Raw genomic sequence first — 14,119 nt, 5'->3', positions numbered from 1 at the left:
CTAGGAGAACCGCGAACGCAAAAGGGCCGCCAGACGAGGCCTGCGCGCAAGGGACCTGATCCAGCCGGGGCTCGCTGCCACGCACCCCTCCAGCCACAGCCCCCCGTCGCCGCCGTGCCCGGGCGTCGAACCTCCCAGCCAGGCCGCCGCAACGTCCAGAATCCCCAGCCCGCGCAGAAGCGGGAGGTCGCGCTCATCCTGGCCGGGCAGCCCGGCCACGGCCCTGGCCTGTCCCGGTTCGGGGGATGCCAGGAAGCGCCTCAGGGATTCCACCGCCGTCTCGCGCAGGGCCGACACCGTGTCCTCGCCCCATCCCGAGCGCACCAGGCTCTCCGCGTAGGCCAGCACCGTCTCCTGCACCTCGCGGGTCTGGGCCGCCCCCTGCGGCGTGGGGCCGAGCACCGGAACGACCGTGCCGCCCTTTCGTTCGTAGCCCAGCACCCGACCGTGGTCGGCGCGGGTGAACACCCGCTCCAAAAGGGCCACATGCTTGAACAGCAGGCTGTCCAGGGAGCCGGGCACGGACTGGGCCGCGCGCTCGATGAAGAGCGCCCTGTGGGCCCCGGCCTCCATGCGCCCGAGCCGCACCCCGGTGAGCCCGAAATAATATCCCGTCACGTCCACGCCGCGCGCGGCCAGCACCTCGCGCAGGGCCCGCTGGGTGGTCAGGGTCCAGCCCATGTCGGCCACGGCCAGCACCGGGCCTTCGAGAGCTCCCTCCTGCTCCAGGTAAGCGAGCATGAGCTCGCGGGCCAGGGCCGCCTTCCCGGCCAGGAGCCTGCGCGCCCCGCCGTCCTCCAGCAGGGTCCACAGCCCGGCCAGTCCGGCGTCGTCCAGGGGATGGTCGGAGAGGAGCGCGGGCATGCTCCTGCCCACGGCCTGCAGGAGTTCCTCGGGCGTGAGCGAGAGCTTGGCCAGGAGATCCACCGGCCTTCGCGACTGCCCGGCCGCTGCCAGCCAGGAGAATTCTTCACGGTCGAGCCCGGCCAGTCCGGGGGCCATCCAGCAGGCCAGGGAGCCCATGAGGTAGCGCGGCTCGGGGCCGTTCACCGCCGGGGACAGCACCTGGGCCAGCCGGTGCAGGACCTGCCCCTCGCGGGCCAGGAAGTACAGGCGCGCAAGCCCGGCGCGCGCGGCCTCGTCCAGAGTCCAGGCCACGAAGGCCGTGAGCACCGGGGCCACCACGTCGGCGGCCAGGGCGCGAAGCCCCGCAAGCTTCGCCTCAGGCTCGTCGCGCAGCCGGGCCAGCCTGCTGGCGGCGACGCTGCGCGACAGGGCCGGGGCACAGTCGCGGTGCAGGCGCAAGAGGTGCTGCTCGTGGCTGGTGAGCACCGCCTCGGAGCGAAAATCCGTCTTGATGCCCATGGAACGAGGCCGCTTGTAGTCCGCAGCCGAATCCGGGCCGGTGTGCACCAGCTGCCCGGCCTCCAGGCCCTCGGCGGCCAGCACCAGGCTGAAGAGCTGCCCGCTGGCTTTGGTCTTGCCCGTCTCGCCCGCCGAATAGATCTCGCCCGCGAAGCCGTTGGCCTCCATCATGCGCCGAAGCGCCGGGCCCGGCAGGATGGAGTCGGTAATGTACACCACGCGCTCGCCCTGCCCGATGAGTCGCCGCACCTGCCTGAGCACCGGCGGGACGGGGCTCACGGAGTGGACGCAGAGGTCCAGCTCGGAACTTTGCGCCAGATCGGGGTCCAGGCCCCAGGGGTTGGCCTTGGGAAAGCGCTCGTAGACCAGCCCGAGGCCCGCCGCCTCCAGGCCCAGGTCCTTGCGGGCCTTTTCCTCGGCCAGGAGGCGCAGGCGCACGAACTCGTGTAGGTCCTCGCGGCTTGCTGGCCCCGGCAGGATGCGGGCGGCCAGGGCGAAGAGCAGGTCGGTTGGGCGCACGTAAAGCCTGGCCAGGCAGGTGTCGAACACGGCGAAGGAATGGACCAGCGCGGACATGAGTCCGTGCTAGCAGACAAGGCGAAGCCTGGGCAAGAGCGTGGGCTCTGGCGGCCGTTCCCGGCGCGTGCGGGGGCATCCCGGGGCCGCAACGGCCTCCGGCATCACCGGACGCGGGCCAAGGGTTCCCTGGGGCACGCCCGCCAACGTGGATCACATCAGAATGTCCCCGCCTGCTAGCGGCGTCTTCTCCTGAAACCGGCTCCGGCCACGCAGGCCAGTCCCGAGCCGAGCAGAATCATGGAGACCGGTTCCGGCACGGCGCTCGTGAGCTGGCCGCGGATCTCGCCTCCCGGAAAAACGGAGTTGTGGATGTTCACGTAGGCCGTCCCGGCGGCCAGGCTCGCCCCGAGCGCGGCCTCGGCCCCGGCCGCCGTTCCCCCGTTGCCCGAGAGGAAGCTCAGAGTGTAGATCGACGGGTCGCTGGTGTCGAACGTGTGGTCGTAGGTGCCGCTGGTGGTTCCGAACGGGAAGCCGGTGAAACCCACGGCCACCGCGGCGTTGACGCCTGGTAGCGCCGGGCTGTGGATATGCGCCGCGGTGGCCGGAGCGAGCAGGCCGGAGAACGTCTCGTGCACGATCAAGGAGTGGGCGACGATGTCGAAAAACACCCGCGCGAATCCCGTGGCCGGAGACGCGTTGGGTGGGACCTCGCTGGTCCCGTTGAGAGATGCGTCGTATTCGATAAGCGCCGCGAAACCATTGGGCGCGGCCGCCATCAGGACGAGCACGGCCAACAATGCCTGAAGGATACGGATCATGGCGTTCCTCCTCTCGCCGCGCGTCGCGGCTTGGGGGGCTCCGGACAAGCAGGCCCTCTTTTGCATGAGAACGGTTTTGCGTTATCCCGCGCACGCGCCAGAACATCCTGTCGGGTAGAAAGGCGTTGCAGCAAATCGCATGCCCTTCTCCTGCGAGGAGGAAGCCTGTCGCAAAGCCATGATTTCATAGTTTATTCCTGACAGCCTCATCCAGCCGAAACGGAATTGCTGAACACGGTCTGGAAATTATTCCGACACCGCGCAAGCCGTCAGGGGCAATACGGCATCATTCCGCCATGTTGGCAGGGTCGATCAAGTGTAAACCCTTCGCGGGCACCAAGCCCGGCCGGACGCGCACCGACGCGGCAGCCCCGGAGCTAGTTGGTCAGGGTCACGTCCGCCCGGGCGGCGGGCGCGCCCTCCATTTTTGGCGGGTGCAGGAAATCCCCTGACATGGGGAAGATTCGGCTGTCGGGCAGGCCGCCCTGGGTGGTCAAAACCCCCCGCACGGCCTCCCAACGCGCCCGGGCCAGGCCTGCCCATTCCTCGGCGCTCGGAGCCTTGGACGGAGCGGGAGCGGCCTCGGCGGGCTGGGCTTCCTTGGCGGGCCGACCCTTGGTGGCTTTGGACGCGGGCGTGGCAGGGGGCGCGGGCGGAGCCTTGGCCGCGAGGGCCCGGGCGAAGGCGTCGGCCTCGGAAGCCGGGTCGGCGTAGGCCAGAACCTCAAGCTTGAGCATGGGCCGCTTGACCAGCACCGCCGCCAAGTCGCCCAGAAGTTTTTTGCCATCGGCGGTCAGTTCCGCCGTTCCCGGCGTGAAGCCCACGGCGGCCGTGCGCCCACCACCCTTGGCCACGTTGAGGAAGGCCAGCGGGGAGAACAGGATGCGTGCGAAGGCCCCGGCCATGGCCGTGGAGATCACGTCGCGCAGGTCCGCCTTGGCGTGGGTGAGGTCTCCCTTCACCGGGATGTCCAGGTCGATGACCCCCTTGGCGTCCGAGAGCAGGCTCACAGCCAGGTCCAGGGGCACGTCCTTGCCGCCCGGCTGGCCGGACTTGCGACCGAGTTGGATGCCCATGGCCACGATCTTGTTCTTGAGGTCCAGAGATTTGGCCCCGGCCTTGTAATCCAGCTTGAGTCCAAGCTTGCCCCGGTTGATTGGGAAGCCCGTGAACTTTCGGCTCACCGGCGACAGCTCGCCCAGGTCGAAATTCTCCAGCGTGGCGCGCATATCCAGCATGGGGGCGTCCGAAACCCATCCGGCCTGCCCCTCGGTCTGGAAACGCCCCGAGTGGCCGAGAACGAAGCTGCCTGCGAGCTTGGCGGGCTGGCCCGGCCGCACGTCGGAAACCGTGAGGGCGATATCGGCTATCTGGCCGGACAGCGCGGGATCGAACCCCTCGGCGGTGACGTCCACCTTGCCGCCCCGGATTTCGATCCTGTCCACGCCATACCCCGGCAACGGCACGCCCTGCTTGGCCTTGTCCTGCCCGGAGGCCGTCTCGAAGGGCAATACGGGCTTGCCGTCCTTGTCCAGGACCAGGACAAGCCAGGGTGAGTCGAGCACCACGCCCGCCGCCTTGAATTCCAGGGGGGACAGGGTCGCGGAGGCCCCCTTGACCGAAAGCCCGGCCAGCGAGGCCCACGGCTCGTTCCCGCCGGGGCGGGCCAGCTTGAGGTCCGTGAGCGACGCGTCGCCCGTGAATGATCCGGACGGGGCTGTCTGGCCCAGCGACAGCACGGCCTGGCCGGACAGCCCGGCCCTCCCCGAGAGCACCGCCACGGGCAAGCCCGGGGCCAGGCGGGACAGCTCCGCCAGGGGCAGACTCGTGAGGTTCACCGTGAGCGAGGCCCCCGGCTCCTTCGGCCTCAATTCGCCCGAGAGTTCGAAGGGGGCCTTGGCGTCCCCCATGGGCAGCGCCCCCTTGACCGACACGGCCAGGGGCTTCTCCAAGGACGATGAGATATTCTTCACAGCCAATTCGTCCAAGTCGACGCGCTGTTCGATTCTTCCCGCCGCGTCCTGGTATTCCGCCGAAAAATCGGACAGTCCCAACTGGTCCACCAGGACCGTCCAGGGGCTCCCTGCCTGGCCTCCCCCACCGGCTCCGGAGGAGCTGCCGGAACCGGCCGGGAGAATCTCGAGGGCCGGGAAGGCCCCCTTCTCCCCTCGCGCCAGAGCCGCTCCGCCGCCGCTCAGCCTGACTTGTCCCAGCAAAACCTTGCGTGCGTCCACGTCGGCGTCGATTCCGGTCACGCCCACGGTCCCGGCGCTGAAGAGCGGTTTGGCCTGCCCCTCGACCACGGCCTTGAAATCGTGGATGTCCAGGCCGCCCTTGAGCTTCGGTAGGAAGCGTCCATCCTTTTCGTCCACGGAATAGGCGAGGTCGAATCCCGCCGTCCCGGCCAGGGCCAGCTTGGGCATCAGGCGCTTGAGCAGGGGGAAGGGCTTGGCCAGATCCGCGCCCTCCATCACAGCCTTGCCCGTGAGCCCGGCCGGGCTGTACGAGCCTGCGGCGGTGAGGGCGAGACGCTTGAAATGGTCACCCGCGGCTTCCACGGAGAGCGACTCCAGAGCGGCGCCCTGCGTATCGAGGCCCTTGAGCCCCGCCTCGACGTCCGTCAGGGCCAGCGAGATTCCCAGACCCTCGTCCACAAGATCCGCCCGCCCGCCCTTGAGCCGTGCCTCAAGGACGCGCAGGCGCGGAGCCGGTCCGGATTCCTCTCGCGGCCGCTCGCCCGAGGGGGGTTGCAGCATGGCCAGCAGGTCGACGATGCCCGCCTCGTCGCGCCTGATTCGCACCATGGGCGACTGCGCCACCACCCGCTCGACCGTCACCGCGCCCGAGGCGGGATCGAAGGACGCGCCCTGCACGTCCAGGCTTTCCAGCTCCGCCGCGCGCTCGTCCCCGTTGCCCAGCGCCACCCCGGCGATCCTGGCGTCGCCGTCCACGAACGGCAGGCCTGGCTGACCCTTCGCGGGCAGCACCACCCGGACACGGACGCCCGCCTCGTCCATCTTGAGGTCCAGCGGGCGGGCAAGCGCCAAAAGATAGGGGGTGTAGTGCCTGAACACCACATTCTTGAGGGTCAGGCGGGCTTCGGCTTCGGGAGTCTGGCCGGAGAGGTCCGCCTTTACCGAGAGGGTGAGATTCGATTCGTTGAGCTGGCCGCCTGAGCTGAATATCTCCCGCAGCCCGGGCTGGTCGCTGGACAGGGAATCGATGAAAAAGTGCAGATCCCTGACCTCCTGACGGATTCCGGTGCGCGCGTCGTCGAAGGACACCCTGCCGTCGGTGATCCGGACGTCGGACAGCGAGAACAACAGCCCCGCCGGAACAAGCTCGAACGTCTGAGGTTGCGGCTGCGCGGACGGGGCGGCCTCGGGGATCAGGTCGGCGATGTTGAGACGGCCCTGTCCGTCCCTGGCCAAACGCACGGTGGGGTTCTCCAGGATGAAGCGGCTGACCGCCAGCCTGCTGCCGGCCAACTTCGACGGGTCCAGGTTCAACTCCAGCCTGGTGAACCCGGCCAAGGGTTCGCCGCCGTCCTTGTCCATGATGGAGAGGCCTGAGGCAGTGAGGTCGAAGGTGAAGGGGTTGAGGCGAAGGGAGTCGAGCCTGATCTCGCGGCCGAGAGCGCGCGACGCCTCGTCCTGCAGGTACTTCTGGACCAGAAACGGCGCCACGACCGAACCGGCCAGCGCCATCAGCAGCACCCCGTGCGCCAGCACCAGGAACCCCAGCGCCGATGCACCCAAGACCGTTCCCAGGCCCGTGGATCGCAGCTCCCCAGCCGCATGACGGATGCGGCTAAGCCAGGCGTCCACCGAGGACAAAAATCCGGATGTGGAGGACATGACCGTCCCATAGCACAAAAAAGACGCCGGCGGGAATAGCCGCTCGCCGTGTCTTGATTTTTTCATCAGCCGAGCCCACAATTCTTTCATGAAGCACGCGGATATCGTCATCGCCGGGGCGGGAATCATTGGCCTGACCCTGGCCAGGGAACTGGTGTCGCAGGGAGTGAGAGTGTTGGTCCTGGATAAGGAGGACCGGCCCGGCAAGCACGCGTCGGGACGCAACTCGGGCGTTCTGCACGCGGGCATCTACTATTCGCCTGGCAGCGCCCGGGCCGCCACCTGCCTGGCGGGAAACAGGCTCATGCGCGCCTACTGCAAGGAGCGCGGGCTGCCTCTCACGGAATCGGGCAAGGTGATCGTGGCCAAGACCGAGGCGGAACTGCCTGTGCTGCGCGCCCTGTATGAACGGGCAGTGAACGCCGGAGCCGAGGTGAGCCTGGTGGACCAGGCCCGGCTCCGCGAGATCGAGCCCCACGCCCGCACCGTGGAGCAGGCCATCCATTCGCCCCTGACGGCGGTGGTGGACCCCAAGGAAATCCTGAAAAGCCTGCGCGCAGACCTCCGTGCCAGCGTCTTGGCCGAGGTGCGCCTGGGCGTGACGGCCCTGGGCCCGGGAGGCAGACGAGTTCTGTCCACCAGCGCCGGGCCTGTGGAGTACGGCGCCCTGGTCAACGCCTGCGGCGCGTACGCGGACAAGCTGGCCCACCAGCACGGGCTCGGGTTGCGCTACGTGCTGGTGCCCTTCAAGGGCGTCTACCGTAAGCTGCGTCCCGAGGCGGCTCACTTGGTGCGTGGGAGCATCTATCCCGTGCCCGATCCCTCCACGCCTTTCCTGGGCATCCACTTCACCCGATCCGTATACGGTGACGTATACATCGGCCCCACGGCCATCCCGGCTTTCGGGCGCGAGAACTATGGCGTCCTGCAGGGCCTCGACGCCGAGGCCCCGGAGATCCTCTGGCGAGACGCCGTACTCTTCGCCACCAACCCGACTTTCCGGACTGTTGCCCTCTCAGAGCCGCGCAAGTACCTGTTCCGCCATTTCTTCGCCGACGCGGCCAAGCTGGTGGATTCGCTCAGGCCCGAGGACGTCGCGCCAAGCCCCAAGGCGGGCATACGGCCACAGTTGGTAGACGTGGTGGCCAACACGCTGGTCATGGATTTCCTGACCGAGTCCGGCGAGGCGGACCTGCACGTGCTGAACGCCATATCACCGGCGTTCACCAGCGCCATGGCGTTGGCCCCGGTCCTGGCGGACAAGGCCATGGCGCTGGCGGGGTAGGAAGAAAGAGCGGGCGCTACCAGCCCATCTGGCCGAAGGTTTTGGTCACGACCGAGCCGGCGCCGCCAGCGTTCTGGTTCAACGTCGCTACACCGGCTGCACCTCCGTTGGCTCGAACCGTTCCGTTGTTGGTGTATGTGCCCCCGTAGATTAAGGAGACATGACCGCCACCTGACGAGCCGCCTGGGGCGAAATAATTCGTGTAGCTCGTGTTGACTCCACCCTGCTTCCCGTCGGCCTCGATCAAGCCCCCCAAGCTAATGAGGATATTGCCCTTGCATATGACGTAAAGGCAACCTCCCGTGCCACTCTGTCCGACAGAATTAGAGCTACCGGCCACCTGGATTACCCCAGGTGTATTCCCCGCCCCGCTGCCCGAAACCCAGTTGGAGGCATTATCGGCGATCGCCATCCCATCACCGCCTTTACCACCGTAGTCATCGGCATTCGGATCATAAGGATAGTTGAGGCCATCTCCATTGGTCTGCCCGCCACCCCCCGCCCCCCCACCCCAAGGCCGGCCAGATCCTCCGCGCGAGGTCTTGGCGGCTGTTGTCGCACCTGCACTATGAATGCACCCAGGAGCCCCCGCTCCAGCCCCACCGTTGATTCCTGCCGCTCCAGAGGTCGCTTGGTAATTTGTCGTGCCCGCCTGGGGCACTTTTCCGACCCCACATCCGGCCGCCGACAACAACACCATGCCTCCCGCCCAAGCCGTGGCGCTCATGCCGTCGATTTTGCCCCAATCGTCCCACAGCCAGCGGTCGATGATGGCGTAGCCGTTGCTCCTCAGGCTGGCCAGAACGTCCCGCTGAGACATGCGCTTCGAGGCCAGCGTTATCCTGTCCGGAATGAGCATGTCATAAAGCCCCATCTTCGAGTGTCCGGCGGCCCCCCGGGCGGTCATGGACAGGTCGCCGCCGGAGCTTACGGTCAGGTTGCCGTCCACCAGCAAGAGCAGACCCCGGCAACGGTACTGCGTTGTGAGTTGCGCAGAGATGGTAAGGTTGTTGTATCTGCGCGCCACCATGGGGCCGTCCTGCACGCAGGGTATTTGTGCCGCCATGGATATCGCGGCGTCTCCCTGGGAATCGTAATAATCGAAGATCCCCTTACCGACGAGCAGATCGCTTTGCCACGCCTGCACGCCTTGCGGGGGCGATTTCACTGAATAAATGCTCATGCTTCCTCCTCGGCATGAAGTCTGTTGTCGTGCCTGCGCACCCGCCCGGGCGGGTGCATGTCAGCACCCCAGAATCTCGGCCTTCCTGTCGTCGGTGATGTAGTGCATGGAGGCTAGGTGTTCGACGGACTTGATTGTCCTGGGGTCGTCCACGCGGATCGATTCGGCCGCGCGGTACTCCTCCCAGAACAGGCCCACCACCGGGTCGGTAGCCTCCAAAGCCTTGAGCTGGACCTTTTCCTCGTCGGTGAAGCGGTTCAGAAACTCCAGTTTGGAGTACTCCACCCGCCGCACGGGAGCGGGCGGCACGGGAGGATTGTCGATGAAGTCCAGGCATTCGGCCCAGGTGCCTACGGGGGATTTGACCCGCGTGGAGCCGTCCTCGCCCGTGACCACGATGGCCGGGTAAGCGCTGAAGTTAGGGCAGACGCCCACGGCCAGGGCGTGCTTGGAGACGATGCGCACGCCGCGCCCGCCGTGGTCGATAGTGACGTCGTTTCCAACGGGTTCGCCGCCAAGCTCCTGGACGATGGCGCGGGACTCTTCCACCTGTGCGCTATGAAACAGAGTGATTTCCATGTGTTATCCTTATTGCCACGCAGTTCCCATCTGCGCGAATGTTTTGGTTACGACGCATCCGGCACCGCCGGAGCCGCCGTATGTGCTCCCTACTCCGCCTATTCCACCAGCGGCCTGGACGGTTCCGGCGGTCGTGTAGGATGGAGTGATGATTGAGATATGCCCGCCTCCGGACCCTCCTCCGCCTGGGTATCCAGAGCCCGCGCCCGGACCGCCAACTCCGCCCGGCATCCCGTTCGCCTCGATTTTGCCGCCTGAGAGGATGTTTACGGCTCCAAAGCAGATGACCACCAGCTTTCCACCGCACCCACTTCCTCCCTGGTAGCAAGAGCTTTGATTCCCGGGCATTCCACCAGGACTTCCGGCTCCCCCGCCACCGCCACCGTACTGGGTGCCTCCTATCTGCGAACCAAGCCCGGTATACCTATTTGGCGCCCCGCAATAAGATGCCCCCCCGCAAGCGCCGGGGCCGGAATACGGAGAAGACGCCTGCCCGTCCGCATGGTTGACTCCGTACCAGGAATCGTAGGCAGCTACCCCGCCGCCAGCAGAACCGCCGGAATACGGACATCCAGCGCCCGTGGCCCCGCTACTAGCGTTGCAGTTGGAGTTCCATCCTCCACCTTCTCCGCCACCGCCAGTGCCTCCATTCATGCCCGCATTACCCGCACTGCCACCATTGCCGCCGATGACCCTCCCAGGCTGTCCAGCGCCACATCCAAGAACGGAAAGAAGGGCCACCTGCCCCGGCTGGCTCACGGCCAGGTTGAACCCGAACAACTTGCTCACCAATGTCTGCCATGTCCCCTGATCCCATGGGGCGATCCCCTGGGCCCGGATGATGGCCAGAGCCTGGGCCTTGGAGATCAGGGAGGACGAGAGCGTGACCTGATCGGGGATCAAAAAGTCCGTGAAAGGGAAGAACGGGTCGTCGTTGGTGAGAACGCGCGCCCCTTTCCCCGTCATGCTCAGGACGCCACCGTTTTGCACGGTTAGGTTGTCGCAGATGACCGTGAGGCCCTTGCAACGGTTCGTGGCCGTCAAGGTGGAAGATAGGACGAGGTTCCCGTACCTGACCACCTTCTCGGGGCCATCGATGAGGGTGGCGATCTGCGTGGGGCTTGAGATCGTCACGTCCCCAGCGGAGTCGTAGAGGTTCTTGATGTTCTTGCCCACGGGCACGATGTCGGCCCAGGGGACGATGCCTGTCTGGGCTTGTTTGATGGAATAAATGCTCATTACATCCACCCCAGGTCGGAGAATGTCTTCGTGATGACAGAACCGGCGCCGCCAGGGCCACCCGTTGAATATCCTCCACTGCTGGTTCCTCCAGCCCCCCCTGAAGCCTGGACAGTGCCATTGTTGGAATAGAGAGCAGCCAAGGGAGTGACGATCGAGATGTGTCCGCCACCGGAGCCTCCCCCTCCGCTGTAGACCCCGGAACCACCGGCGATGCCGTTGGCCTCGATTTTCCCGCCGGATTGGATGGTGACAGTCCCAAAACAAATGATGGTCAACTTCCCGCCGCACCCGCTTCCGCCTTGGCCGGTATCGTTTGCGGCCGATCCGCCCGGGTTGCCTGCCCCGCCGCTTCCGTAGCTTGCTTCAGCGAACTGCGTGTACTGGCCGCCCCAGTTATTGTACCAAAAAATGCCGCCCCCCCCTCCTGGGCCGGAATACTGGGAAGAGGCCTTTCCGCAGGAACTGCATCCGCCATACCCGCCGGCGGCCGAGGCCCCGCCGGAGCCAGAACCTCCGGCATAAGGGCAGCCGGCCCCGGAGTATCCAGCCCAGACCGTCCCGCTGCTCCAGGCAGCCCCAGAACCACCGCTTCCGGTCCCACCATTTACCCCTGCGGTCCCACTTCCGCCTGCTGCGCCGCTGTTGGCGCACCGCCCTCCGTTAACCCCGATTCCACATCCAGACGCCAACATCAGCGCCAACGTACCGGTTTGACTCACGGACAAGTTGAACCCGTACAGGGAAGAAACAAGGTGCTGCCAAGTGCCCTGGTCCCACGGAGCGAATCCCTGCGCCTTGATGGTCGCCAGGGCTTGAGCCAAGGTGATTTGACTTGAAGAGAGCGTGATCTGGTTGGGAATCCTGAAGTCCACGAACGGGAAGAAGGGGTCGTCGTTGGTCATAACCCGCGCCCCCTTCCCGGTCATGTTCAGGGTGGCGTTGTTCCTGACTGTCAGGTTGTCGCAGATGATGGTCAGCCCCTTGCAACGATTTGAGGCTGTCAGGCTCGTGGCCGTGGTTCCGTCGCCAAGGGTCAGGTTGCCGTAGCGCACCACCTTCTCGGGGCCGTCCTGGAGCGTGGCCACGGTGTTGGCCCCGATGAGCGTTACGTCGCCCTGCGAGGCGTAGAGGTCCTTGAGCGACTTGCCCACAGTGATGGCGGACGCCCATTGCTGCACGCCCGCCCCGCCCGGCTGTTTCACCGAGAAGAGGCTCACAGCGGAGCGCCTTCCATGATCAGGTCGATCTTGAGGGTGGCCGTGACCGCGGTCTTGGCCCGCACCCTGAGCTTTTCGCCAGGGGACAGGGTCATGGCGTTGCCCAGGTTGAGGTCGGCCAGGAGATCCTTCCACACAGCGGTGCCGTTGGTGCCGGACCCGGCCGGGACCTGCGACTCGCCGATGATGTAGTCCGTGCCGCCGATGGAGCGCGCGAACTGAAGCGTCACCGCGTTGGTGTCGGAGCTGGCGGCCCGCAGACGGCCGCACATGACTCCGTTCCCGCCCGGCGAGGCGGTGTAGAAGTCCACTAAAGACGTGCCGGTGGCGTTGGCCAGGGACAGGGCTCCGGTGATGGCCGGGGTGCCCGGGAAACTGGGATGGCTGCTCATCGATATCTCTCCTAGTACATGAGGCAGTTGTAGTTGGCGGCCAGATAGAGGTCCGAGCCGCTGGACGAGGCCGAAGGGGCATTGCGCGGATCCTGGCCCACCCAGAGCTGGGTGCATTGGCCGGTCACCGCGAAGCCCTCCACGGTGATGATGGTCCTGGAATTGGCCGCGTCGTAGACGGCGTCGGCCACGTAGCCGAAATTCCCGGAGGGCAGGTCGGGCTTGAGCGCGCGGCCCAGGGAGGCTGTGGCCGCGCAGTCCCCGGCCACGGCGGCCTGTGTGGACGAGAGCATGGTGACCGCGCCGGGAAGCAGGGTCCAGGCGTCCTCCACGTTTATGAGCCCGAGCGATGCCCGGTCCAGAGTCTGCCAGGTGGCGTCGCCACGCAGGAACTTCTGCTGCTCGCCGGCCAGGGGAGCGGGCGCGACGCCAGCCGACCCCGCCTGGGAGGCGCTCGCCCCGCCCAGGGCGTCTACCCCGAGCCTCAAGGTCTCGTCGCCGCCGGGGACGAGTACCGTCTTATTCAGGGGCGCGGACACTCCCAAGGCCGAATCCAGGACGCTGGCCTGCGCATCGTTTTGCGTAACCTTGACGCTGCCCACCGCGACAAGGGCGGCGTCGCGCGCGGCCTCTGCCACGCTGGAGGCCGCCTGGGCCGAAGCGGACGAGGCCTGGGCCTGGGCCTGGGCGTCCGTTGCCGTGGCCGAATAGGCCCGGCAACGCTCCAGGGCGCTGAACTGGGCGGTGGACCCCACCGCCGCCGGGGTCGAGAGCACGATTCTCTTCACCACAGCGCTCATCTGCTCACCTCCGGGGAGACGGCCACCTTGCCCTCGGCCAGACGCTGCACGGTGCCGTCCGGGGCGGTGAGCTCGCAGTCCCAGACCCCGAAGGGCTTGGAGAGGGCCGCGGTCTGGGCCGCGCCCAGCTTGAGGGACACCAGCCCAGGCGTCTCGTTCAGGGTGCAAGCGAACACGGCGGCCGGGCTCGTGTCGGCGTAACGGTAGCGCACCTGGGCCGAGGCCGAGTAGCCAGAAAGAGCCATGGGATTTCCCGCGTCGTCCTGGCACTCGATTTCCAGGGCCAGGGTCGCGCCCTGGTCGATCTTGAGGTCGTAACGGTAGGCCATGGTCTACTCCGTGGGGGCCAGGGGCCAGGGTTTGTCGGTGTTCCAGCCGGCGGGGTAGTCGCGTAGCTCCTGCCGGTAGGCGGCCCAGGCGGCCTTGCTCGGGCCGGACAGGGGCGCATCGGCGAGCTGCGTCCAGTCGCAGGAAGCCAGCCGGGCGGTGCGCTCACGGCGCACCAGTGCGAGCCGCAGAGACGGGTCCTCCAGCCAGGCGTCGCCGGACCAGACGTGGCAGTCCGAGGGCGGGGGGGTCTCCACCCATCCTTCGGGGAGGGCGCCCAGGCTTATGACTGCCCGGGGTTTTCCCGAGACGGTGTCGTAGGCCACGGTTCCGCGGCGGTCTTCGGCGAGGGTCCATTTCGAGCCATCAAACATGGGCACGTAGCCGGGACCGGCCGCCGGAGGAGCCTTGTCCGTGGAGCGGGCCGGGCGCAGGTAGTTGGGCTCGCCTCCCACGAAGGGGCGAGCCGGGGACAGGGCCGGAGACACGGGGCCGGTGTAGACGCCGGACTCATCGTAACAATAGAGAATCATTA

The 14,119-nt window shown here is 66.8% G+C and carries 12 protein-coding genes; 1 reads left to right on the top strand and 11 read right to left on the bottom strand.

Annotation, left to right across the window (positions count from 1 at the left end):
• From ML540_RS03775 to ML540_RS03765, 3 genes are all read right to left on the bottom strand, one after another.
• On the bottom strand, window positions 1-1,941 hold the full coding sequence (locus tag ML540_RS03775) for a hypothetical protein (RefSeq protein ID WP_243358619.1): 1,941 nt from the start codon (window positions 1,939-1,941) through the stop codon (window positions 1-3).
• Window positions 1,942-2,117: 176 nt separating this feature from the next.
• A complete protein-coding gene (locus ML540_RS03770; RefSeq protein ID WP_243358618.1) occupies window positions 2,118-2,702 on the bottom strand; it encodes a CHRD domain-containing protein in 585 nt (194 codons plus the stop codon).
• Between the two features lie 377 nt (window positions 2,703-3,079).
• On the bottom strand, window positions 3,080-6,559 hold the full coding sequence (locus ML540_RS03765; protein ID WP_243358617.1) for a DUF748 domain-containing protein: 3,480 nt from the start codon (window positions 6,557-6,559) through the stop codon (window positions 3,080-3,082).
• Window positions 6,560-6,647: 88 nt separating this feature from the next.
• Between ML540_RS03765 and lhgO the strand changes: the two genes are divergently transcribed.
• Entirely contained in the window at window positions 6,648-7,844 is a 1,197-nt protein-coding gene (gene lhgO / locus ML540_RS03760; protein WP_243358616.1) for an L-2-hydroxyglutarate oxidase, read from the top strand.
• Window positions 7,845-7,860: 16 nt separating this feature from the next.
• Here the strand turns inward: lhgO and ML540_RS03755 are convergent, their stop codons facing one another.
• Genes ML540_RS03755 through ML540_RS03720 form a run of 8 tightly spaced genes read right to left on the bottom strand, consistent with a single transcriptional unit; the run spans window position 7,861 to window position 14,117 of the window.
• Window positions 7,861-9,027, bottom strand: coding sequence for a hypothetical protein (locus ML540_RS03755; RefSeq protein ID WP_243358615.1), 1,167 nt, complete (start codon window positions 9,025-9,027; stop codon window positions 7,861-7,863).
• A 60-nt stretch (window positions 9,028-9,087) separates the two neighbouring features.
• Window positions 9,088-9,606, bottom strand: coding sequence for a hypothetical protein (locus tag ML540_RS03750; protein WP_243358614.1), 519 nt, complete (start codon window positions 9,604-9,606; stop codon window positions 9,088-9,090).
• A gap of 9 nt (window positions 9,607-9,615) precedes the next feature.
• The gene (locus ML540_RS03745; RefSeq protein WP_243358613.1) at window positions 9,616-10,845 is read right to left on the bottom strand and encodes a hypothetical protein; all 1,230 of its coding nucleotides are present in this window, start codon (window positions 10,843-10,845) and stop codon (window positions 9,616-9,618) included.
• Window positions 10,845-12,065: a hypothetical protein gene (locus ML540_RS03740; protein ID WP_243358612.1), complete on the bottom strand. Its 1,221-nt coding sequence runs from the start codon at window positions 12,063-12,065 to the stop codon at window positions 10,845-10,847. The genes ML540_RS03745 and ML540_RS03740 overlap by 1 nt, the downstream gene beginning before the upstream one ends.
• Window positions 12,062-12,457 carry a hypothetical protein gene (locus ML540_RS03735; RefSeq protein ID WP_243358611.1) on the bottom strand — a complete coding sequence of 132 codons (396 nt, stop codon included), beginning with the start codon at window positions 12,455-12,457 and terminating at the stop codon, window positions 12,062-12,064. Before ML540_RS03735 ends, ML540_RS03740 begins: the two co-directional genes overlap by 4 nt.
• A gap of 11 nt (window positions 12,458-12,468) precedes the next feature.
• Window positions 12,469-13,257 carry a hypothetical protein gene (locus ML540_RS03730; protein ID WP_243358610.1) on the bottom strand — a complete coding sequence of 263 codons (789 nt, stop codon included), beginning with the start codon at window positions 13,255-13,257 and terminating at the stop codon, window positions 12,469-12,471.
• The gene (locus ML540_RS03725) at window positions 13,254-13,586 is read right to left on the bottom strand and encodes a hypothetical protein (RefSeq protein ID WP_243358609.1); all 333 of its coding nucleotides are present in this window, start codon (window positions 13,584-13,586) and stop codon (window positions 13,254-13,256) included. Before ML540_RS03725 ends, ML540_RS03730 begins: the two co-directional genes overlap by 4 nt.
• A gap of 3 nt (window positions 13,587-13,589) precedes the next feature.
• The gene (locus ML540_RS03720) at window positions 13,590-14,117 is read right to left on the bottom strand and encodes a tail fiber assembly protein (RefSeq protein WP_243358608.1); all 528 of its coding nucleotides are present in this window, start codon (window positions 14,115-14,117) and stop codon (window positions 13,590-13,592) included.
• Window positions 14,118-14,119 lie beyond the last annotated feature (2 nt).

It is taken from the genome of Fundidesulfovibrio terrae (assembly GCF_022808915.1).
In the GTDB taxonomy this organism is placed as follows: domain Bacteria; phylum Desulfobacterota; class Desulfovibrionia; order Desulfovibrionales; family Desulfovibrionaceae; genus Fundidesulfovibrio; species Fundidesulfovibrio terrae.
This window is presented reverse-complemented; position numbering and strand designations above follow the sequence as displayed.

What these genes read in the sequence shown, in the direction of transcription:
- ML540_RS03775 (WP_243358619.1), bottom strand. Translation starts at nt 1,941, where the DNA reads ATGTCCGCGCTGGTCCATTCCTTCGCCGTGTTCGACACCTGCCTGGCC.
- ML540_RS03770 (WP_243358618.1), bottom strand. Translation starts at nt 2,702, where the DNA reads ATGATCCGTATCCTTCAGGCATTGTTGGCCGTGCTCGTCCTGATGGCG.
- ML540_RS03765 (WP_243358617.1), bottom strand. Translation starts at nt 6,559, where the DNA reads ATGTCCTCCACATCCGGATTTTTGTCCTCGGTGGACGCCTGGCTTAGC.
- lhgO (WP_243358616.1), top strand. Translation starts at nt 6,648, where the DNA reads ATGAAGCACGCGGATATCGTCATCGCCGGGGCGGGAATCATTGGCCTG.
- ML540_RS03755 (WP_243358615.1), bottom strand. Translation starts at nt 9,027, where the DNA reads ATGAGCATTTATTCAGTGAAATCGCCCCCGCAAGGCGTGCAGGCGTGG.
- ML540_RS03750 (WP_243358614.1), bottom strand. Translation starts at nt 9,606, where the DNA reads ATGGAAATCACTCTGTTTCATAGCGCACAGGTGGAAGAGTCCCGCGCC.
- ML540_RS03745 (WP_243358613.1), bottom strand. Translation starts at nt 10,845, where the DNA reads ATGAGCATTTATTCCATCAAACAAGCCCAGACAGGCATCGTCCCCTGG.
- ML540_RS03735 (WP_243358611.1), bottom strand. Translation starts at nt 12,457, where the DNA reads ATGAGCAGCCATCCCAGTTTCCCGGGCACCCCGGCCATCACCGGAGCC.
- ML540_RS03730 (WP_243358610.1), bottom strand. Translation starts at nt 13,257, where the DNA reads ATGAGCGCTGTGGTGAAGAGAATCGTGCTCTCGACCCCGGCGGCGGTG.
- ML540_RS03725 (WP_243358609.1), bottom strand. Translation starts at nt 13,586, where the DNA reads ATGGCCTACCGTTACGACCTCAAGATCGACCAGGGCGCGACCCTGGCC.
- ML540_RS03720 (WP_243358608.1), bottom strand. Translation starts at nt 14,117, where the DNA reads ATGATTCTCTATTGTTACGATGAGTCCGGCGTCTACACCGGCCCCGTG.